The organism is Psychrobacter sp. Rd 27.2, assembly GCF_001921755.1.
GTDB lineage: Bacteria > Pseudomonadota > Gammaproteobacteria > Pseudomonadales > Moraxellaceae > Psychrobacter > Psychrobacter celer.
Genome location: NZ_MRYB01000002.1, coordinates 98,317 through 120,667, shown reverse-complemented (window position 1 = coordinate 120,667; position 22,351 = coordinate 98,317). Strand labels below are relative to the sequence as shown.

17 protein-coding genes and 1 pseudogene are annotated in these 22,351 nt (G+C 48.0%); 15 read left to right on the top strand and 3 right to left on the bottom strand.

The window, feature by feature from the left end; translation table 11 throughout:
• The first annotated feature begins 55 nt into the window (after positions 1 to 55).
• On the top strand, positions 56 to 1,309 hold the full coding sequence (sat, locus tag BTV99_RS02850) for a sulfate adenylyltransferase (protein WP_075100858.1): 1,254 nt from the start codon (positions 56 to 58) through the stop codon (positions 1,307 to 1,309).
• A 109-nt stretch (positions 1,310 to 1,418) separates the two neighbouring features.
• Here the strand turns inward: sat and BTV99_RS02845 are convergent, their stop codons facing one another.
• The gene (locus BTV99_RS02845; protein ID WP_075100857.1) at positions 1,419 to 1,931 is read right to left on the bottom strand and encodes a hypothetical protein; all 513 of its coding nucleotides are present in this window, start codon (positions 1,929 to 1,931) and stop codon (positions 1,419 to 1,421) included.
• A 289-nt stretch (positions 1,932 to 2,220) separates the two neighbouring features.
• On the opposite strand from BTV99_RS02845, the gene BTV99_RS02840 reads away from it, so the two are divergent.
• The 4 genes and pseudogenes from BTV99_RS02840 to BTV99_RS02825 form a co-directional block, all read left to right on the top strand.
• Positions 2,221 to 3,318 carry a sulfate ABC transporter substrate-binding protein gene (locus BTV99_RS02840; protein ID WP_075100856.1) on the top strand — a complete coding sequence of 366 codons (1,098 nt, stop codon included), beginning with the start codon at positions 2,221 to 2,223 and terminating at the stop codon, positions 3,316 to 3,318.
• 205 nt (positions 3,319 to 3,523) lie between these two features.
• A complete protein-coding gene (gene cysT / locus BTV99_RS02835) occupies positions 3,524 to 4,408 on the top strand; it encodes a sulfate ABC transporter permease subunit CysT (protein WP_075100855.1) in 885 nt (294 codons plus the stop codon).
• Position 4,409: 1 nt separating this feature from the next.
• On the top strand, positions 4,410 to 5,375 hold the full coding sequence (gene cysW, locus BTV99_RS02830; protein WP_075100854.1) for a sulfate ABC transporter permease subunit CysW: 966 nt from the start codon (positions 4,410 to 4,412) through the stop codon (positions 5,373 to 5,375).
• A 94-nt stretch (positions 5,376 to 5,469) separates the two neighbouring features.
• Positions 5,470 to 6,189 (top strand): annotated as a pseudogene (locus BTV99_RS02825) (sulfate/molybdate ABC transporter ATP-binding protein); the annotation flags it as partial.
• Positions 6,190 to 6,299: 110 nt separating this feature from the next.
• Here the strand turns inward: BTV99_RS02825 and BTV99_RS02820 are convergent.
• A complete protein-coding gene (locus BTV99_RS02820) occupies positions 6,300 to 6,617 on the bottom strand; it encodes a helix-turn-helix transcriptional regulator (protein ID WP_075100852.1) in 318 nt (105 codons plus the stop codon).
• Between the two features lie 285 nt (positions 6,618 to 6,902).
• Between BTV99_RS02820 and BTV99_RS02815 the strand changes: the two genes are divergently transcribed.
• The 3 genes from BTV99_RS02815 to bfr (BTV99_RS02805) all read left to right on the top strand — a co-directional run bounded on the left by BTV99_RS02815 (position 6,903) and on the right by bfr (BTV99_RS02805) (position 8,475).
• Positions 6,903 to 7,094 carry a (2Fe-2S)-binding protein gene (locus tag BTV99_RS02815; protein ID WP_075100851.1) on the top strand — a complete coding sequence of 64 codons (192 nt, stop codon included), beginning with the start codon at positions 6,903 to 6,905 and terminating at the stop codon, positions 7,092 to 7,094.
• 331 nt (positions 7,095 to 7,425) lie between these two features.
• Positions 7,426 to 7,914, top strand: a complete 489-nt coding sequence (bfr, locus tag BTV99_RS02810; protein ID WP_075100850.1) for a bacterioferritin — start codon at positions 7,426 to 7,428, stop codon at positions 7,912 to 7,914.
• 78 nt (positions 7,915 to 7,992) lie between these two features.
• Entirely contained in the window at positions 7,993 to 8,475 is a 483-nt protein-coding gene (bfr, locus tag BTV99_RS02805; protein ID WP_075100849.1) for a bacterioferritin, read from the top strand.
• 167 nt (positions 8,476 to 8,642) lie between these two features.
• On the opposite strand, the gene BTV99_RS02800 is transcribed toward bfr (BTV99_RS02805), so the two are convergent.
• A complete protein-coding gene (locus tag BTV99_RS02800) occupies positions 8,643 to 10,019 on the bottom strand; it encodes a DHA2 family efflux MFS transporter permease subunit (protein WP_075100848.1) in 1,377 nt (458 codons plus the stop codon).
• A gap of 480 nt (positions 10,020 to 10,499) precedes the next feature.
• Between BTV99_RS02800 and yghU the strand changes: the two genes are divergently transcribed.
• From yghU to BTV99_RS02760, 7 genes are all read left to right on the top strand, one after another.
• Positions 10,500 to 11,363 (top strand): glutathione-dependent disulfide-bond oxidoreductase, encoded by an 864-nt coding sequence (gene yghU, locus BTV99_RS02790; RefSeq protein ID WP_075100846.1) that lies wholly within the window; start codon positions 10,500 to 10,502, stop codon positions 11,361 to 11,363.
• 533 nt (positions 11,364 to 11,896) lie between these two features.
• Positions 11,897 to 13,006: a DUF1176 domain-containing protein gene (locus tag BTV99_RS02785; protein ID WP_256713714.1), complete on the top strand. Its 1,110-nt coding sequence runs from the start codon at positions 11,897 to 11,899 to the stop codon at positions 13,004 to 13,006.
• Between the two features lie 495 nt (positions 13,007 to 13,501).
• Entirely contained in the window at positions 13,502 to 15,142 is a 1,641-nt protein-coding gene (locus BTV99_RS02780) for a DEAD/DEAH box helicase (protein ID WP_075100845.1), read from the top strand.
• Between the two features lie 258 nt (positions 15,143 to 15,400).
• A complete protein-coding gene (locus BTV99_RS02775) occupies positions 15,401 to 16,645 on the top strand; it encodes a DUF819 domain-containing protein (RefSeq protein WP_075100844.1) in 1,245 nt (414 codons plus the stop codon).
• 217 nt (positions 16,646 to 16,862) lie between these two features.
• Positions 16,863 to 19,394: an excinuclease ABC subunit UvrA gene (locus BTV99_RS02770; protein ID WP_083608494.1), complete on the top strand. Its 2,532-nt coding sequence runs from the start codon at positions 16,863 to 16,865 to the stop codon at positions 19,392 to 19,394.
• Positions 19,395 to 19,445: 51 nt separating this feature from the next.
• Positions 19,446 to 20,189, top strand: coding sequence for a zinc-dependent peptidase (locus BTV99_RS02765; RefSeq protein ID WP_075100843.1), 744 nt, complete (start codon positions 19,446 to 19,448; stop codon positions 20,187 to 20,189).
• 348 nt (positions 20,190 to 20,537) lie between these two features.
• Positions 20,538 to 22,322, top strand: coding sequence for a hydantoinase B/oxoprolinase family protein (locus tag BTV99_RS02760; RefSeq protein WP_075100842.1), 1,785 nt, complete (start codon positions 20,538 to 20,540; stop codon positions 22,320 to 22,322).
• Positions 22,323 to 22,351 lie beyond the last annotated feature (29 nt).

Below are 22,351 nucleotides of genomic sequence, written 5' to 3'. Positions count from 1 at the left end.
CAAAGTTCGATAGCCTATGCCTATTCGATTTATTCGCTGCTATAAGGTTAAAAACATGACATGTACTACTACGCCTAACCAGACATCAAAGCTTGTGCCGCCACATGGCAGCAAGGAGCTTAAACCATTATTGCTAAAAGGTGAGGCGCGCCATCAAGCACTAAAACTTGCCAGCACCTTGCCGACTATTACGTTAAGCTCACGTGAGCGTGGCGATCTGATCATGCTCGGTATTGGCGGCTTTACCCCGCTAAATGGCTTTATGAATCAGGCCGACTGGCAAGGGGTGGTCGATGACATGCGTCTGCAAAGCGGTGACAATGCTGGCTTGTTTTGGCCAATCCCAATCACCTTGTCGGCACCGAAGGCGACGGCTGACAGCTTGAGTCAAGGCGATAAAGTAGCACTGGTGGCAAAAGATGGCGAGATTATGGGTATCTTGACGGTAGAAGAGAGCTATACCATTGACAAAGCCCATGAGTGCCAGCAAGTCTTTACTACCACCGACAGCGAGCATCCGGGCGTGCAGCAAGTGCTTAACCAAGGCGAGGTCAATATCGCAGGTAGTGTCGAGGTATTGAGTGAGGGCGAGTTCCCAACCTTATACCCTGAGATTTATAAAACCCCAGCGGAGACTCGTGCCATCTTGGACGCCAAAGGCTGGAAAACGGTCGCCGCCTTCCAAACTCGCAACCCAATGCACCGCTCACACGAATATTTGGCCAAGATTGCTATCGAGATTTGCGATGGCGTGCTGATTCACTCTTTACTGGGTGCACTCAAGCCTGGCGACATCCCAGCTGAGGTACGCCAAGAGGCCATCAAAACCTTGATTGACAATTACTTTAAGCAAGATACCGTCATTCAGGCAGGCTATCCGCTCGATATGCGTTATGCTGGGCCCCGTGAGGCACTGCTGCACGCAGTGTTCCGTCAAAACTATGGTTGTAGCCATCTGATTGTCGGCCGTGATCACGCTGGTGTCGGTGATTATTATGGCGCCTTTGATGCGCAGACGATCTTTGAGTATGTCGGCAAAGATGATTTGATCACGCAGCCACTCAAGATTGGCTGGACGTTTTGGTGTAATGCTTGTAGCGCCATGGCGTCCGATAAGACTTGCCCGCATGATGCCTCTGAGCACGTCAAAGTCTCTGGCACCAAGCTGCGTAAGGCGCTATCAGAGGATCTCGAAGTCCCCGACAACTTCAGCCGTCCAGAAGTACTAGAGATCTTGCGTAATTACTATGCCGGTATCGCAAAAGATCAACGTGCTGAGGTCAAGTTAACTGGCGCATCTGCGGTATAGATCACAATTGATTGTTGATAAACATTACTCATAAAAAAAGGTGGCAGAATATAAATCTGGCACCTTTTTTTATTCGTTATTAAAGATTGGCAGTTCAACAATAATACGTTTAGGTCAGATCCAAATCGCTTGCAAGCTTCTGATAGTCGCCAACTAGCGTACCGCCACCTGAGCAAAATTGATTGAGTGCATATTTATCTTGGCTATCAATGGTTAGCTTGCCATCTTTAAACTGAAAAAACGCCGTGCTGTCATTGACCTTGGTTTGAAAAATCACACCGTGCGCTTTGTCTTGACCCATTAAGCTGGCGGTGCCATCAAACTGACACGTTGGTTTTTTGATGTCGCTACGTGCACGTACCTTGATATCGATCTGCTCACTGCCTGCCGACCGTACCATCACGCCCACCCAGTCATAGCCTTGGCTGCGATTTTCATAACCTGCATCGGCATAATCGCCAACTACTGCCTGCATCATAGGCGCAGCGGCTTGCTCGGGCTGAGTGACGGGCGTGTTTGGCATGACGGGTGTCACGTTATTGCAAGCGCTTAAGCTCAGCATGGTCATGGCGGCTGTCCCTGCTGCCAATACACGAGAAAAACGAGTCAAAGATGCGATCATTTAAGTACCTTTTAAGGCTGTGATAAGAGTGGGTAAACATTTAATAAAGATAGTAGCGCTTAGCGACCAGCTCGTCTATAGCTCAAGCAATACCATAACTTGCTTAACAGTATCTGTTGATGCTTTTATTGTTTCTGTGCTCAGCTGTATTTTATAAGCGCTTGATAAGGCTGATTTTATCCTTTAGTTATTCCATCTTGGCAATACCATACGCATATTCATCATTAAACATAATAAGATGGCGCTGTTAGCATACTTGCATTACCTAATAGACATTTTTGAGGAAAGTATGACATACGCCGCCCCATATCAACAAAAAAGTAAAACTCGTAGCGCTCTCAGCATAGCAGGCATAGCCTTGAGCTTAGGTCTGGCTGGCTGCAGCAATAATGATGCAGTCGACACCGCCGCAAACGCTGATGATACGGCGGCTACAGATGGTCAAAACATCGAGCTGCTCAACGTCTCTTATGACGTTGCCCGTAATTTCTATAAAGATTACAACCCGCTATTTGTAGAGCACTACCAAAGCGAGAACCCAAATAGCACCATCACAATCAAACAGTCGCATGGCGGCTCAAGTAAGCAAGCCTTGTCAGTGGCCAATGGTCTACAAGCCGATGTCGCCACTATGAACCAAGGCTCTGATATCGAGCTACTAGAAAAAGAGGGCTTGGTTGAGTCAGACTGGGAAAGCAAATTCCCTGATAATGCCGTACCTTTTACCAGCACCATCGTGTTTTTGGTACGTAAAGACAATCCAAAAAGCATCAATGACTGGGAAGATTTGACTCAAGACGGTCTTGAGATCGTTATGGCCAATCCAAAAGTCACGGGCAATGGTCGCTATGCCTTCTTAGGCGCTTACGGTTATGGTCTGCATGCGTTTAATAACGAAGAGGCACCAGCCAAAAACTACGTAAAAGAGATGCTCAAAAACGTCAAAGTCTATGAAAACGGTGGCCGTGCGGCAACCACAACCTTTGTGCAGCGCGGTATTGGCGATGTTTTAGTAACCTTTGAAAACGAAGCCAACTTGGCGGCGACTGATTTTGGTGCCGGTCAAGTGGACATCGTCTATCCAAAATACTCGATCAAGTCAGAAAGTCCTGTGGCCATTGTAAAAGCCGTCACGGACAAAAAAGGCACCACTGATGCAGCAAAAGCCTACTTGGACTATTTGTGGAGCGAGCCGGCCCAGCAATTGGCTGCTGATTTATATCTGCGTCCAAGCGTACAAAGCGTACTCGATAAAAACAGTGACAAACTGCCACCGGTTGAGACTTTCCGTCCCAATGATGCTTTTGGCTCATGGGACGAGATCATGGGCACTTACTTTAGTGACAATGGCGTCTTTGATCAATTAGCGATCAACGCACCGCAGTAAACAGTAAGCACTGCAGTAAACAATGAGCAGCGCAGTACCTAGAGCGATACTCTAGCGCAAGAGAAGCCGTGGTAAACAAAAAAAGGACATGGTCATCTACACCATGTCCTTTATACCGTAAGCTCAGCTGACCCATCATAACCATCATTAAGTAGATTGCTCAATATTTTGTTACGTACCATTCGTTAGGCAATAGGACATCACTATGAGTGCAACCGCTTCATCCGCCCACAAAGCTCCTGCCAAAAAAGGCTGGCTGACCCGTATGCGTCAGCGCAACGTGCTGCCAGGGTTTGGGCTGAGCATGGGTATCACGGTTTTTAGCTTATCGCTACTGGTGGTACTGCCGTTTGCCATGATGGCCTATACCACGACGCAAATGGGCTGGACGGGATTTTGGCAGGCCATCAGCCAACCGCAGGTGACGTCTGCGATTAAGCTGAGCTTATGGATGGCGTTTGCAGCGATGCTGACCAATATGGTGTTTGGTACCTTGGTCGCTTGGGTGCTGGTGCGTTATGAGTTTTGGGGCAAATCCTTAATCAATGCCTTGGTGGATCTGCCGTTTGCACTACCGACGGCGGTGACGGGTATCTCGCTTGCTACCCTGTATGCGCCCAACGGCCTAATCGGTCAATGGTTTGCCAAGTTTGATATTCAAGTGGCCTTTACGCCTTTAGGTATTTGGCTGGCTTTGGTGGTGGTCAGCTTTCCGTTCATCGTGCGGGCGGTGCAGCCAGTACTCGCTGAGCTGTCGGTTGAGTTTGAAGAGGCGGCGGCGGTACTGGGCGCCAATCGCTTGACCACGTTTCGCAAAGTGATCTTGCCTGAGCTGATGCCAGCCCTACTGATGGGCGCTGGAATGATGTTTGCCCGTGCGACAGGTGAGTATGGCTCGGTGATCTTTATCGCCGGCAACATTCCGATGGAAACTGAGATTTTGCCGCTGATTATCATCAGTAAGCTCGAGCAGTTCGATGTTGGGGGCGCATCAGCCGTGGCACTATTTATGTTGTTGATTTCATTTACCATCTTATTGACCATCAATATCGTACAGTGGAAACTGTCTCGCCGCGTAGGAGCTCGCTGATATGCAGATATCCAATAGCTATGATTACCAAAGCAATCCTGCGACCAAAGACACACCGTGGATACGTCGCACTTTTATCACCATTGCTGTACTGTTTATGGTGGTGATGCTGGTCGTACCGCTACTTGCGGTGTTTTATGAAGCCTTTAAAAACGGCTGGCAGCTGTATGTTGCTTCCTTGGTCGATCCTGAGGCCTTACAAGCGATTAAGCTGACCTTGATCACTGCCGGCATCGTGTTGCCGATCAATATGGTGATGGGGATTGCAATTGCTTGGCTGGTGACACGTTATCAGTTTAAAGGTAAGCAGCTGGTCACCACCTTGCTTGATTTGCCATTTTCGGTATCACCTGTGGTCGCAGGTCTCATGTTTGTGTTGTTATTTGGTCTCAACTCTACTGTGGGCGGCTGGCTTGAGAGTATGGGTTTTCAGGTGATATATGCGGTACCAGGCATTGTATTGGCGACATTGTTTGTCACCTTCCCATTTGTGGCACGTGAGCTGATACCGCTGATGCAGACGCAAGGCGACAGTGAGGAGCAAGCGGCGCTGACATTGGGCGCGAGTGGTTGGCAGACTTTTTGGCATGTCACCTTGCCCAATATCAAATGGGCGCTGCTTTATGGTTTGATTTTGACCAATGCCCGAGCGATGGGCGAGTTTGGTGCAGTCAGCGTAGTGTCCGGTCATATTCGCGGTGAGACCAATACCATGCCGCTGCTGGTCGAGATTGCTTATAACGATTATAATTTTACCGCCGCTTTTGCCTTATCAAGCCTGCTTGCGGCACTGGCGCTGGTGACACTACTGATTCAGCAGGTCATGACCAAGATGCAAGCGCGCAAATTTGCCAAATCGGCACGTCTCGCGGCTGCGCCTGAGCTACCAGTGAGCGCCAATGCTACCAATGCGGCCGACACCTATAAGACGGCGGCGCAGGCAGCTAAGAGCTCGGGAAATGTGTAAACAGCTGACGGCCTATACGAAAGATTGATTACCACAACGCTGTCGCCAGCATAGACGCTGCCACGATAAGCAAAAGTGAATAAGAGACACGATTATGAGTATTGAGATTCGCAACGTTAATAAAAAATTTGGCAGTTTTACCGCCTTAGACAATATCAATATCACCGTACCAACTGGCAAACTAACCACTTTGCTTGGGCCCTCAGGCTGCGGTAAGACCACCTTGCTACGCATCATCGCCGGTCTTGAGTATGCCGATTCAGGGCAGATATTATTTGATGACTTGGATGTTACCAACACCCCAGTACAAAAGCGCCATATCGGTTTTATGTTTCAGCACTATGCATTGTTTCGCCATAAAAACATCGCCGATAACGTCGCGTTTGGTCTGACGCTGTTACCAAAAGACAAGCGTCCTAGCAAGGCCGATATCAATAAGCGTGTAAATGAGCTATTAGAGTTGGTGCAATTGCCCCAAGTCGCCAACGCCTATCCGCATCAGCTCTCTGGTGGACAGCGCCAGCGGATTGCACTGGCACGAGCTTTGGCAGTCAAGCCCAAATTATTACTGCTTGATGAGCCATTTGGCGCACTCGATGCCAAGGTACGTAAAGAGCTGCGCACGTGGCTAAAAAACATCCACCATGAGCTGGGTATCACCAGCATTATGGTCACTCATGATCAAGAAGAAGCAAGGGCGGTGTCTGATGAGATCGTGGTGATGAATCATGGACGAGTAGAGCAGGTGGGCACCTCAGAGGCGCTGATACACCAGCCGGCCAATGCCTTTGTCAGTGATTTTTTAGATTTGGCTTGATCGGATACGGCAAACACGCCAGTTGGTGCATAAGCTATAAAACGCCATAAAAAAAGACCTATACAATTTTATAGGTCTTTTTTTATGGCTTCATGCCTGATTATCTATTAGGCAGGTTTCATATCTGCATCCAACGATGTCTGCTCATGCGTGATCTCTAAGATCTCTTGACACCACTCTGGCAAGTCATCCGCGACCTCGTACCACATCCAAGTCCCATCACGCACACAGCTTAAGATACCCAGTTTTTTTAGGTGATTTAGATGGCGTGAGATGGTTGGCTGCGGCTGATCCAATATCTCAACCAACTCGCCCACACAGCGTGCTTCTTTTTTAAAAAGAATTTGAAATATTTTTAGACGAGTCGGATCAGATAAGACTTTAAACAAATCAATAGGTCGTATCATAAAGTTATTATCAGACATAGCATAATTCCAATAGGGCGTTGTTAATAGGGGGTCAATATAACAGCAGTCGTCAATAAAATCGATTAAAAATTGAGCTAAATTACAGTTCGTCGTTAATTTGCTACCTTTGATACCGTTCGGTTACATCGATACTTATATTTAGTTACATGAATTTATTTTTCAGGATATCTGTCTGTATTTATTTACTGCGTAGTCAAAGATAGGGTGATAAATGCAGCAAACACTATTGAAAATGATAATAGTTATCGTTATGATATACCTATCACGTAAAGGAGCCAATCTATGTACGTATGTATCTGTAATGACGTAAAAGACAAGCAAATCAAAGCAGCGATCGCTTCGGGTGTCGATACGCTCGAAGGCCTAAAAGACACGCTCGATGTGGCGACTTGTTGCGGCTGCTGTGAGCCTATGGTCAACGACTTCCTAGACGAACATCATGCCAAGCTCGATGCGCTTGCTTATGCAGTGTAGGGTAGCCCCAGAAACCACCCCATTTTTTTCCTGCGTATACCTCTTGCACCACCATCCTTTCACGAAATCTCTACCTCACGTACTGCCTCTATCTAATATACTGGTTGATGACGCGCTCATCAGCCATGCTAGTTAATTATGATTCTCAATTAGCATCTTATTCTTAGTTCATAACATTACAAGCGCTAGCACCTCTATATGCTACTATATCTGTCTGATATTGTAAGAAGTCTGACGGACTTTAATCTTTACTAAGCAGTTTACCAATAACGCTTTTATTATATGCAATATTGTGAATGTAATCTGCGAGACAACGATAGGAGTATAAGATATGGTAGGTAGCCAAAAAGTTATTGATTATTTAAATTTTTTATTGGGCGGCGAGCTTGCTGCGCGTGATCAGTATTTTATTCATTCAGAAATGTATGCTGAATGGCACTACGGCAAGCTATACGACCGCATTCATCATGAAATGGAAGATGAGACCTTGCACGCGCAGGCCATTATCCGCCGTGTTTTGATGCTTGGCGGTACGCCAAAGATGAGCGTCAATGAGATCAACATCGGTAGCACCGTCCCTGAGATGCTACAGTTTGACCTTGATTTAGAGTATCAAGTACAGCAGCATCTAAAAGACGGTATCGTGCTGTGTGAAGAAGAGCACGACTATGTCACCCGCGAGATGTTAGTCGAGCAGCTCAAAGATACTGAAGAAGACCATGCGCATTGGTTAGAGCAGCAGCTGCGCCTTATCGATATGATCGGTCTGCCAAATTATCTACAAAGCCAGATGGCAGAAGTGTCTCCTGATATTGTCTAGTATCGTCACAGCACAGCTATATTAAGCTGCAATATTTAGAGCACGCATCATAGATTAAATAGAGTAGGGAGAGAGAAGATGAAAGGGGATAAAGAGGTCATTCGCGCCTTAAATAAAGTACTCGGACAGTCATTAGTTGCTATCAATCAGTATTTTTTGCATGCGCGTATTGCTCGTCATTGGGGGCTTGAAGCATTAAACGAGCATCTTTATAAACAGTCTATCGCTGAGATGAAGTGGTCGGATGATTTGATTGCGCGTATCTTATTATTAGGCGGTCTGCCAAACTTACAAGATTATGGCAAGATGTTCCTTGCAGAAGACGTGCCTGAGATGATTGAGTGCAACCTGCGTTTAGAAAAGCAAAAATTTGCTATTATCACTGATGCAATTACCCTATGTGAAGAAAAGCGCGATTATGTATCACGCCAGCTATTGGTCACGCTAAAAGATGGTAATGAGGAATATGACGACTGGCTGGAGACTCAAGAAGACTTGATACAAAGTATCGGGGTTGAGCGTTATATTCAGTCACAAATGCATGACGACGACGCACCATAATTAGCCACTCTTGACTGAGACTTGCCAGCTTGTTTTTTGAGTATCTTTTAAGATATAGCAAAGGGCAAGCTGGTATTTTTATGTCTATAAGACAGGTGTCTATAATGATAAAGCGCTAAGACAACTATCGATTGCTTGTTGCCTGTGAGACGTACCTAACATAAGCCCTAATATAAACCGCGACCATCTTCAGGCTTGAGTCGTAAAAAATACAGTCCTGATAAAATGGTCAAAATCCCTAGTACCCAATAAGTCGTTTGAAACGCTGCCAGCGTGTCTAGTCCAAAGCGCTCACGTAGCAGGTTGAGCACCGCTGCCCCAAAGGCAATACCAAAGCCAATTGCTAGCTGCTGATTGACTGCCATGAGGCTGTTGCCGCTACTGGTCTGCGCGCCTTCCAAATCACCAATGGTAATGGTGTTCATCGCGCTAAACTGCATAGAGTTACACGCGCCCATCACGATAAGCAGCGGGATAAACCATAACCAATTATCAGGGTCGTTGAACTGCGCCAATAAGATGATGAGTATACCGATGAGCAGTGTGTTTAACACCAAAACTTTGCGATAGCTAAAGCGCTGGATGATTTTGCTGACCCAAGGCTTGATACCGATAGCACCAATAGCGATAGGCGCAAGCAGCCAGCCTGCCTGCGAGGGCGAATACTCAAACACCACTTGTAATAATAATGGCAGTAAGAACGGCACAGCGCTGATGCCCAAACGGGTAAATAAATTGCCCGTAATGCCGATACGAAAGGTGCGAATATCAAATAGGCTCAGTGGAAACAAAGGCGCGGGGCGGCGTTTGGCATGTGCCACATAAGCGCCTAGCAATACGCTGGCTGCCACCGCTAGCAGCAGACCATATATGCCGCGGCCTACCTGCGAGCCAAACTCTACGGCGAGAGTAAATCCGCATGCCGCAGCGGCAAACAGCCCAAAGCCTAACCAATCAAGGCGCTGGGTGTCTTCAAACAACGCAGGCACCAATTTTTTGCCCATAACAAACCCTAAAACACCCATCGGAATATTGATCAAAAATATCCAATGCCAACTGGCATACTGGACGATATAGCCGCCCAGCACCGGCCCCACGAGCGGCGCGACCAAGGCCGGTATCACGGCAAAGTTCATGACAGTTAGCAGCTTATTGCGCGGATAAGACTTGACCAAGATTAGGCGCGCAACAGGCGTCATCATCGCCCCGCCAATCCCTTGTATCACCCGTGAGCCTATCAAAAAATCCAACGTGGGCGAGGCTGCGCACAGTAGCGAGCCGATAGAAAAAATAACAATGGCAGTCAAAAATATACGCCGCGTACCGTATTTGTCCGCCAAAAAGCCACTGATAGGAATAAAAATCGCCAACGTCAGCGCATAACTGATCACCGCCCATTGCATTTTTAGCGGCGACTCGCCGAGAGCTTGTGCCATCTGCGGCAGCGAGGTATTTAAGATAGTCGCATCTAATATCTGCATAAACAGCGCCACCGCTAACACGTAGGGTAGGTATTTATCTTGCGTTGGGGTTAGCGTTACCATGTGACTCTCATTGGATATTGGGTGTTAATCAGCAAATGATCTGTTTATTCGCGAGCGAAGCAGCCACAGCCGATAAGTGGCACAAGCTGGGTAGTATAAGAAACAGCGGCATATAATAACAGTGAATCAAAGTAACGATAAATAGCAACGATAAACAGTAGCAATAAAAGAAGGCGATAAAAACAAACATCACCGCACAAAAAGCAACCATCAAAAACTGCACCCAGAGCTGACCATAAGCTTAGAGCCTGGGCGCTGGCATGGTCACCTGGTATGGTCAAAAAGCGCTTATTTACAAGAGAGGGCTTTAATATCAAGGCAAAGTGTCGTTATAGTAATGACTGATACATTTTAAATAAAAACAGCCGACACTCAACGGATAGATAACAGGCACTGATAAAACCATTAACAACCTAGGGATTAATACCTCAGTACCAATAAATAATAGGCATCAATAATGATCGATAGTAAGGAGATATGATGAAACAAAACAATCACCATAGCACGCATGCTGATAACAACCGCACAGCAAACGCCGCCTACGTTCCGCCCAAAGTATGGGTGCAAGACAAAGACAATGGCGGCAAGTTTGCCAGTATCAATCGGCCAACCGCTGGCGCGCGCCACGAGCAAGTGCTGCCGGTGGGCGGCGCGCCGTTGCAGCTGTATTCACTCAACACCCCTAACGGCGTCAAGGTCAACATCCTCTTAGAAGAGCTGGCTGAGCTGGGTGTCAAAGGTGCTGAGTATGATGCGTATAAAATTGATATCTCTGAGGGCGATCAGTTTGGCTCAGGGTTTGTAGACATAAACCCAAACTCAAAGATTCCCGCCTTGGTCGATCGCTCGCATGATGAGGCAGACGAGCCTATCGCTATCTTTGAGTCGGGCGCTATCATGATGTATCTGGCCGAAAAATTTGGCAAATTTATTCCGCTATCTTTAGGCAAGGCGCGCGCCGATTGTCTGTCTTGGGTCATGTGGCAGATGGGCAGTGCGCCGTTTTTAGGCGGCGGGTTTGGGCATTTTTACGCATATGCACCTGAGCCTTTAGAGTATCCGATCAACCGCTATACGATGGAGACCAAACGGCAGCTTGATGTGCTAGATAAGCATTTAAAAGACCACAGCTATATGTGCGGTAATGATGACAGCGATTACAACATCGCTGATATGATTATTTGGGCATGGTATGGACAATTGGTGCTTGGCAAGCTCTATGATGCGGCTGAATTCTTACAAGTCGATGAATATCAGCATGTCAAACGCTGGGCTCAAAATATCGCTGAGCGTCCAGCGGTCAAGCGCGCTGTAGACTTGAGCTTAAAACCTATCAATCAATAACCGTATTTATACCAGTAACATAGAGCATATCAGCATCTCGATTTTATGCCAAATTGATTATTGTTAGAGCAATAGGGCTGATAAGTGATGACTTATCGGCCTTTTTTCGATTTCTCAATACTTATTACGCTGTTTTAGATAGCACTTGTCATTCTATATTCATATATGTTTATATTGTAATAGCAGTATACTTATCTAATTACACAATGGTACATTAGTACAACAGATAGAAACATTGATACGTTAAGATAGCGTGTCGCCACATTTATAACAGGTGCGTAGACATCGTCTATTAATGGATAGCGACTATGAAGGATGATATCAAGCTAGGAGGCTTTAGCAACTCTTGCCAAGCTCAGCAGCGGCGTATATTGCATATGCGGATGTTACATAGCAGCGAGCAAGACAGCAGACCAAACCCTGTGGCTGGCGTGACTGGTCTTATGTTAGGTAGTGAGCTGCTTATATCCAGACATTATCTCATTCCTAAAACAACAAAACCTTTTAAAAAAATAACAAAGATACTTTTATTTATGATAAAAAACACCCTCTCATTTTCTCAGTTTATTCATCTTCCTATACCCTTGGTCGCTGCTATCGGTGCCGCTGTCGTTAGTACAGCCAGCATGGCGGCAGGCGGCGGTATCGAGTTTACCAGTCAAGACTGGCAGGTGGCTTGTGATAACACCCGCACTTGCCGGCTGGCAGGCTATCAAGCAGAAAACAACAGTGAGTTTCCAGTCTCGGTGCTATTGGTACGCCGCGCTGGGGCAAATGCAGATGTCGATGGCAAAATCAAGCTGGGCGGCGCCAAAGAAAGCTCCTCAAAGGCATTGATGCAGCTTGGCAGCCGTCACCGTATATCATTGCTGATCAATGGGCGCGACTATGGCGAGACTCGGCCTTTTTCTGCTGCCGCTGGCAACGCTGAGCTGACCGCCACGCAAGTCAATGCGCTATTAGAGGCATTGACCAAAACGAGTAAGATCGAGCTGGTTTTGCGCAACTCCCGCTGGCAGTTGTCGGATAAAGGGGCCAGCGCTGTCATGCTCAAGGCCGATGAGTTTCAGGGGCGAGTAGGGACACCGAGCGCTTTTATTAAGGCTGAAGGCGCCGCCAAACCCAATAGCAGTGTCTTGGCGCCCAAGCCTGCGCCAAAGATAAGGTTTGTCGCTCCCAACCCGAAAGCTGTGCCCAGCGGTCAACGAAAATTCGTCATGAGGTCGTCCCAGCTTGCCGCGCTGATGAAAGAGACCTTAAGAGATGCTGATCGTGACTGCCCAAACTTAGATGATAAGTCGCCATGGCGGGTCAGCCGCTTAAACAACTCTCAATTACTCGCGCAGCATGATTGCTGGGTGAGTGCCTATAATGCAGGCAGTGGCGTTTGGGTCATTAATGACAAAAAACCTTATAAGCCGACCTTGGTGACCACCAGTGCCACCAGCTATGACAAGGGCAAGCTAAGCTCGGTACAAAAAGGCCGCGGCATCGGCGACTGTATCAGTCAGGTTGATTGGCTATGGACGGGCAGGGCATTTGAAAAAAGCCATGAAAGCACCACAGGACTGTGCCGTATGATCGAGGCGGGCGGCGCGTGGCAGCTGCCAACCTATGTCACGGAGGTAAAAATAGGCAAATAATAGGATATTGCAAAAATAGCTACAATTAGTTTTTTATTGTGCTATACTGCGTCGCCACGAAAGCTTAGGCTTTTGTGAATTATGAGATTGATAACATCGCCTGCGATTTTGGGTCTAGGATTGACCATGAGTAATTGTTGCCGATGATTTTGTGTACTTAAATAACGTTTTTATCGTTGTTTTTGACTCATATCTTATCTACTGAATCATCACTATGGTTTGGATTGGTTGTTGTTTTCGATTATCTGCTTTGGACAAAGCATTGATAATACGCTGATAGCAAGCAAGGATAAGACACTCGGCACTACCACCAAAATACGTCAGACAGCACACATGCATTTATGATAGAAGCTTGGCTTGAATCGCTTAGCTTCTAACGATCGATATCGTTATATGATTCGATGGTAGCTCATAAAGGCAGTGTGGTGAACGGTTATCAGTGGTATGCATCAAGCTTGCTGAATGTACAGCATCTTATACTTACCAAGGATTCTCATGACTGATATCTTATCTGCCATCGCCGCTGAAAACGGCATCATCGAAAGCACCGATACGCCAAACACTGACACCTCTAACACAGACGCTACTGCTCAAGCAGCAACAGACGCGGCCTCAGAAGACAAAACAACCTTTAGCGATCTTAATATTGCCAAGCCGATTTTGACCGCGCTTGATCGCATCGGTTATACCAATCCAACACCTATCCAAGAACAAGCCATTCCTTTTGCCCTACAAGGCCGCGACCTATTGTTGTCTGCGCAAACCGGTAGTGGTAAGACCGCCGCTTTTGTTATCCCTGTACTCGATCGTCTAAGCCGTGCCACCAGCTTTGATAAGCTCACCAAAGCCCTTATCCTAACGCCAACGCGCGAGCTTGCTCAGCAGGTGCATGACAGCGTACGCACGTATTCAAAAGACATGCGCGGTTTGTTCTGCGTGCCATTGGTCGGCGGCGCGCCTTACAACGGTCAAATCACCGCCCTACGTAAAGGTGTACAGGTCATCGTCGCCACGCCTGGTCGTTTGCTTGACCATATCAAAGCAGGCCGTGTGGATTTATCAAACCTTGAAGTGTTGGTACTAGATGAAGCGGACCGTATGCTTGACATGGGTTTTGCTGATGACATCAGTGATATTTTAAGCGCCGCGCCAACCGATCGTCAGACGATCATGTGTTCAGCCACTTGGGATGGTCCTGTCGGCAAAATCGCTGCCAGCTTTACCAAAAACCCTGAGCGCGTGTCTATCAAGGTAGAGTCAGCACACATCGAAGAAAAAGTATACTACTGTGATGATTTTGATCACAAAAACAGATTGCTTGATAAAGTGGTTTGCCAACCAGAGATGGACCAAATCATTATCTTTGCCGCGACCAAACGCAGCACAGAAAAACTGGCCAAATCGCTACAAGAGCAAGGCCACAAAGCCAGCTTTTTACATGGCGACTTGCCACAAAGCAAGCGTAACCGTATCGTGCAAGACTTGCGTAATGGCAAATGCAAAATCCTAGTAGCGACTGATGTTGCTGCCCGTGGTCTTGACGTGCCAGCCATCTCACACGTCATCAACTATGACTTACCGCGTCAAACAGAAGACTACGTGCACCGTATCGGCCGCTGTGGCCGTGCAGGTCGTACCGGTGTTGCCATCAGCCTATGCAGTATGGATGATCGCCCACAGTTAAACGCCATCAATCGCTACTTAGATCGTCAGATGGAAGTGTGCGTCATCGAAGGCATGGAGCCTAAGAAAACCTACGTACCAAGCGAAAATAAAGGACGCGGTCGTGGCCGTGGTCGCGGACGCTCTAACGGTGGTGGTCAAGGCCGTGGCCGTGGTCGCTCAAACGATCGCGCAGCAACAGGCCAGCGCGCCAGCAATGACAGTGGCTACCAAGGCCAAGGTGCTGGCAAGTCACGTGATTCATCAGGCAAGCCAAAAGATCGTTTTGGTGGTAAACCATATCAGGGCAAGCGTAGTGGCCCAAGCCGCGGCGATGGCAATAGCGCCCCACGCGGTGACCGTGCAGCCACAGGCCGTGGTCGTCCAAGTGGTAGTCAAGGCCGCCCAGCGGGTCGCTCTGATAACCGTGGCCAAGGTCGTCCAAACGGCGGCAACCGTGGTAAAAACTCGTAATACAGCGCCATAATATTGCTGGCGTTGATGACACTGTGATATATAGCGGCATAAAAGCCGCCCAATACAAAAAAGCCAGATACGTGTTATCTGGCTTTTTTGTGGCAGATAAGGACTAAATGGTGTTGGCTATTTAATAACCACCCATCATCAAACAAATAGGATAAACGCGGGTGAATGCAGAATCCTTGCTTGCACCTATTTTTTGCCTTGTCTATACTGACGGGCTTTGATTAATCGTACACTCGGAGGCCTCTGATGCCCGCCACCTCAAGTTTAGCAATCGATAGCCTGCCATTAGCCTTTGGTATTATCATGGCCATTATCGGTTTGGTGTTTTATACCCAAGGGCTGCCTGGTAAATTTTGGCGACGTTTTTATGCCGTACTGCCCGGTATCGTTCTATGCTGCTTTATACCCGCAACGCTCAATAGCTTGGGGGTGTTTGCAGACGGTGTGGGCTCGCAGATTTATGGTTTTACCGCCACTTACCTGTTGCCAGCCAGCTTGCTACTGATGACCCTGTCGATGGATGTGCCCAAGATATTGGGGTTGGGCTGGAAAGCCATTGCCATGTTTTTTGCCGCCAGTATCGCCATTATCGTCAGTGGTCCGATCAGCTTAGGTATCGCCAAATGGGTGTCGCCCAGCATGTTTAGTGATGACACCTTGTGGCGTGGGTTTTCGGCGGTGGCGGGTAGCTGGATTGGCGGCGCGGCCAACCAAGCGGCGATGAAGGAGCTGTTTGGGGTCAGTGATGACTTATTTGGCATGATGATCCTGGTCGATACCACCAACGCTTCGCTATGGCTGCTGGCGATACTTATCATGGCCAAACACAGTGATAAAATTGATAAATTATTAAGAGCTGATAGCAGCAGTATCGACAAAGTCATCACCGCCGTTGAGAGCTATGAGCGCCACCATGCGCGGCCTGCGACTTTAAATGACCTCATGGTGATGTTTGGCTTATGCTTTGCCATGGTAGCCGTGGCGCACTTTTTGGGCGGGCAAATTGCAGGGTTCTTTGCGCCTTATAGCTGGGCGGTGCAGTACAGCTTTGCCAGTAGCTTCTTTTGGATGGTGGTCATCATTACCATCATAGGGGTGATCTTCTCTTTTACCAAAATTCGCCGGCTTGATCATGTGGGCGCTTCCAAAATCGGTACGGTATTTATCTTCGTCCTGATTGCGGCCATTGGCATGCAAATCAATCTAGCGGGTATTGTCTCGCAGTGGCGGCTATTACTCATCGGTCTCTTATGGATGAGTATTCACGTCGTCATTATCTTTGCTGTCGCAAGGCTCATTCGTGCGCCGTTTTTCTTTTTGGCCGTGGGCTCCAATGCCAATACAGGCGGCGCATCCTCAGCCCCGATTGTCGCTACCGCCTTTCATCCATCACTCGCACCAGTTGGGGTGTTTTTGGGTATTCTTGGCTATGCGGTCGGTACCTTTGGCGGCTATATCAGCACGCAGATGATGCGGCTGGTGGTGGGCTAAGGTTAAAGACTACTATGAACTGTCAATTTTAATTAAAAAGAGCGTGCTAAGAAAATATCTTACCACGCTATTTTTATACTCTTTTAAGTATCAAGTTATCGTTTTGTCTCTCTATACTATGAATACGTAAGCCCAGTCATAGGCTACAACCTAGGTGTGTTAACCTCTCGATAATCAAATCTTATAATAACAATGAGTTAAGAGGAAAGACTGCGGTATGGCCAAGCACAATAACACAATTTCGCGCGACCTTTATAGCGCTCCCAATCATCAGCGAAACAAGCCACCAAACAGCCACGTTCAAGTCCGAGGCGCACGTGTGCATAATCTAAAAAACGTCGACGTTGATTTGCCACGTGATGCGCTGGTGGTATTCACGGGTATATCAGGCTCAGGGAAGTCATCGCTGGCGTTTGGGACTTTGTTCGCCGAATCACAGCGCCGTTATCTGGATTCGGTATCACCATATGCAAGGCGTCTGATCGATCAAGTGGACGAGCCAGATGTCGATGCCATAGAAGGCCTGCCACCCGCAGTCGCCTTACAGCAGCAGCGAGGCACGCCCTCTGTACGCTCTTCCGTTGGCAGTGTCACGACCATATCGAACGGCCTGCGGATTTTGTACTCACGAGCTGGCGAGTACCCAGCAGATCAAGACATGCTCTACGCCGATGCATTCTCGCCCAATACCCCAGAGGGGGCGTGCCCGATGTGTTCGGGTATTGGCCGAGTGTTTGATGTGACCGAAGAGTTGATGGTACCTGATGGTAGCAAGTCCATTCGTGAGAGGGCGATTGCGTCATGGCCCGGTGCTTGGCAAGGACAAAACCTAAGCCGAATATTAACCACGCTTGGCTATGATATCGATACGCCGTGGCACAAATTGCCCAAAAAGTCTCGCGACTGGATTTTGTTTACTGATGAGACGCCAACGGTGCCCGTCTACCCTGAATACAACCTTGAGCAAACGCGTGCTGCGATTGAAAAAGGTGAAAAGCCCAACTATATGGGTACATATATCAGCGCAAAAAACTTTATCTTAAATGCCTTTACCACCACGCAAAGTCCACGGGTCAAGAAGCGCGTCTCACAGTTTATGCAAATCTCCGTATGCCCAGAGTGCCACGGTAAAAAACTCAAAAAAGAATCGCTATCGGTGACGTTTGCGGGGCTAGATATCGGCGAGCTGTCGCAACTTACCTTAACCGATTTGGCGTTAACGCTGGAAAAAACAGCGCATGCAAAAATCGAAGATGACACCCCCAACCGCGAAAAAGCCATCGTCGCACAGCGGATCGCTAGCGATATATTAGCGCGTGTTGAGGCACTAACGAGACTGGGCTTGGGTTACTTGTCGCTTGAGCGCACCACGCCGACATTATCGCCAGGGGAGTTGCAGCGTCTAAGATTAGCCACGCAAATACGCTCGCAGCTGTTTGGTGTGGTGTATGTGCTTGATGAGCCCTCCGCTGGCCTGCATCCCGCTGACACGCAAGCACTTCTGGGTGCATTAGATGAGCTCATCGCCGCTGGCAATTCAGTGTTTGTCGTCGAGCATGATGTGAGCGTTATTCGTCATGCCGATTGGGTGGTCGATGTCGGGCCTAAGGCGGGCACGCATGGCGGCGAGATTGTCTATAGCGGCCCGGTAGAGGGGTTGCGTCAGGTTGCTGCATCAACAACCGCACAATATCTTTTTACCGATAAAGAGACGACGCACAAAAAACCGCTTAGAAAACCTAGCGCTTGGCTACAGCTTGCTGATATAGAGCGCAATAATATCCAAGGGTTAAGTATTGCGTTTCCGCTAGGGGTGATGACCTGTGTCACTGGCGTATCGGGATCAGGAAAATCAAGCTTGGTCAGTCAGGCGCTAGTTGAGTTAGTCAATGAAGCCTTAGGGAAAGAAGTGGTTACCCAAGCTGCAACTGATGAAGCGGATTTGTTAGATCAGGAGATCGAGACGGTCACTAAAGGCCAAATCATTGCTGGTATGGACAAAGTCAGCCGCCTTATTGATATCAATCAAAAAGCCATTGGTCGTACGCCGCGCTCAAACCTTGCCACCTATACAGGGCTGTTCGATGATGTCCGTAAATTATTCGGTTATGATGCAGGCCGTTTTTCCTTTAACACACCAAAGGGTCGCTGCCCCAACTGTGAAGGCCTAGGGTTTGTCAGTGTCGAGCTGTTATTTTTGCCGAGTGTTTATGCGCCTTGCCAAGTCTGTCACGGTCAGCGCTATGATAATGACACGTTGGCGATTACTTACCGAGATAAAAACATCGCTGAGGTGCTGGATCTCACGGTAGAATCTGCTTATGCGTTTTTTGATGGAGAAGCCTCGATATTACGTGCTTTAGATGCTCTCTTGCAAGTTGGTCTTGGCTACTTGCGTCTGGGGCAGCCAGCGACTGAACTGTCGGGCGGCGAGGCGCAGCGTATCAAGCTTGCCACCGAGCTACAACGTACCCAGCGTGGCGATACGCTTTATCTCCTTGATGAGCCGACCACTGGCCTACATCCTGCCGATGTGTCGATGCTGATGGCGCAATTGGACGCGCTCGTCGAGGCGGGCAATACCGTCATTATGGTTGAGCACGATATGCAAGTGGCCAGCAATAGCGACTGGATTATCGATATTGGCCCAGGGGCAGGGGATGCAGGCGGGCAAGTCGTTGCTCAAGGCACACCTAGGGATGTGGCAACATCAAAGACCAGCAACACTGCGCCATTTTTATTAAGGTAATGTTAGGGCGTGTTGTCATCATTGCACATCGTTTAACGTTAAGGAACAACCATGTTTAGCATGATAAAAGACTGGCGTGAGCAGCGCATATTAGATAATAGTGAATTTACCACGGCTGATTGGCGGCAAGCTGCCAAGCGCATTGTGATACTTGATAGACTAAATGAGGACGAAAGGAGCCGTCTGTTTGAGCTGGCGACGTTATTCTTAGATGACAAGTCGATTACCGGTGCGCAGGGATTTGAAATTACCGATAAAGTCATACTGTCTATTGCCTTGCAGGCTTGCCTACCGATTTTAAACCTTGGGCTGGAATGGTATAAAGGCTGGTCGTCTATTATCATCTATCCTGGCTCGTACAAAAGCCAGGCTAAAACGGTCGATGAGTTTGGCATTGTCCATGAGGGTACTCAACATCGTAGCGGAGAGGCATGGCTGCGTGGCCCTGTCATTCTGTCATGGAAGGACGCCAAGCACTCAGGTGAGCGTGACGGTCATAATGTCGTCATTCATGAGTTTGTGCACAAGCTTGATATGCTTAATGGCAAAGCCAATGGCTTTCCGCCCCTGCAGCCTGATATGGATCCGACGCGCTGGACTGAGATTATGAGCCGTGATTTTGAAGATTTTCAAAAACATCGCAAGTCAGGACTGGATCGCTATGGCGCGACCAATCCAGCGGAGTTTTTTGCGGTGCTTAGCGAGGTGTTTTTTGAGACCCCGCAAAAGCTAATCGACGCTTATCCTGATATTTATGACATTATGGTGAAGTTTTTTCAGCAAACGCCATTGTAATCACAGTAATTCGAATCGACTATCGTAATAATAAATAAAAAAGGCAGTGCATCACACACGATGCACTGCTTTTTTTATTTTAGCTTTTTTTATTGTTTTAAACTCAATGCTGGCAGGCATAAGAAGCAAACAAATTTAGGATTTTATAGACACAGTTGTGCACTCACAGTCAAAAACCCTGCACTGTCAGCCAATCTATTTGCTAAAAACCCCGCTATAGTAAAAAAGCTTAGTCATTAGGATAGATGACAGCCAGACAAAGAATGAGGTTTTTTTCAGTGTTATAGGCCACATTGGCCGTGCACAGCCGTTCATATCTTTTATTACTTATCAGACAGGGAGTCTCACATGAGCAACGCTCACACTTCAATTGATCCTATTACCTTGTCCGTCGTACGGGGTGCCCTAGAAACGGCACAGCGTGAGATGACAACCACCTTAGAAAAAACTGCCCGCTCTAGTGTCTTTAACTTAGCCCATGACTATAGCAATGCTTTGTTTGATCATCTGCCTGAGATGATTTTGCAGGGGCAGGATATTCCCATCCATCTTGGCTCACTCATGCCAGCCATGAAAGCCGTTGCCGAATATTATGGTGATGACATCCACGAAGGCGATGTCATTTATCACAACGATCCGGTGATGATGGGCAGTCATATTTTAGACTGCTGTATGTACAAGCCTGTCTTCTATAAGGGCGAGTTGGTGTTTTGGACGGTGTGTAAAGGTCACGTCACGGATATCGGCGGCCCAGTGCCTGCAGGCTACAACCCAGATGCTAAAGAAATCTATGCTGAAGGCTTACGTATCCCACCCATCAAAATCTGGGAAAAGGGCGTCAAACGTCATGATGTCATCAATTTGATTCACAGCAATATGCGCTCTCGCCGCAACCAAGAAGGCGATCTCAATGCCCAGTTTGGCGCTTGTGCGGTCGGTGAGCGTAACATGATTGCGCTGCTAGACAAGTATGGCGTAGAGACCGTACGCGCGGCAATCGAAGAGCTCAAGAGCATGGCGGATACCCATATGCGCTCATTGATCTCATCTATCCCAGATGGTCAGTATCATGGCGAAGCGGTATTGGAAGACTCCGGGCACGGTCTGGGCGACTTGACCATCAGCGCTGATATTGAGATCACAGACAGCGATGTACATATCAAGATTACCAGCCCGCCGCAAGTGCCTTACTTCATCAACTCTTATGCGGGCAACTCGATGTCTGGTGTGCTGCTGGGGCTGATGATGTTTGCGCAAGTAGATCCGCCGTACAACGAAGGGCTGTATCGCTGTGTCACGGTGGACTTGGGCGAGCATGGCACGCTGTGTAATGCCAAAGAGCCTGCCCCACATGTCAACTGTACCACCACGCCGATGGAAACCTTGACCGATGCGGTGCGTATGGCATTTGAGGATGCTGCCCCAGATCGGGTGATTGCTTCTTGGGGTCATGCCTCTGGGATTAATATCTCAGGTATCGACCCAAAGACGGGCGAGCAGTATGTGACCATGATTCTGGCGTCGATCATCTCTGGTGCGGGTGCTACTCAGCAAATGGATGGATGGCATGCTTGTGGCCCCTTGTGCTGTTTCGGTGCGTTAAGCTCAGGTGATATCGAACTACTCGAGTACCAGTATCCGATCTTGATCCATAAATATGGTCTGGCAGAAGACAGTGGCGGCGCAGGCGAGTATCGCGGCGGCTGTGGTACGGTATGGGAAGTTGAGCCATTGGGTCATGAGATGACGGTAGTCGCCTTTGGTGAAGGCCGTGAGCATCCAACGATGGGCGCAGCAGGTGCGGAGCAAATCTCACCCGAGCTTAAATTAGGACGCTTAGAGATTATCCATAAGGGCGGTGTCACTGACTTATATAAGCAAAATACCGTGACTGAGATTCAGCCTGGTGATCGGGCGCGTAATACCAATCCTGGTGGTGGCGGCTACGGTAGCTCATTTGCACGCTCGATACCCGCAGTATTAAAAGATGTAGAAGAAAGAATCATATCAGTAGCAGCGGCTAAGACTGAGTACGGGGTGGTTATTGACCCACAAACGCTGACAGTTCATGAAGCAGAGACGGACGCTTTACGTCGTCATTTGCAGCGCCAGCAGTTGAAGCTAACAGCATAAAATTATAAACCACCTAATATTAAATAACT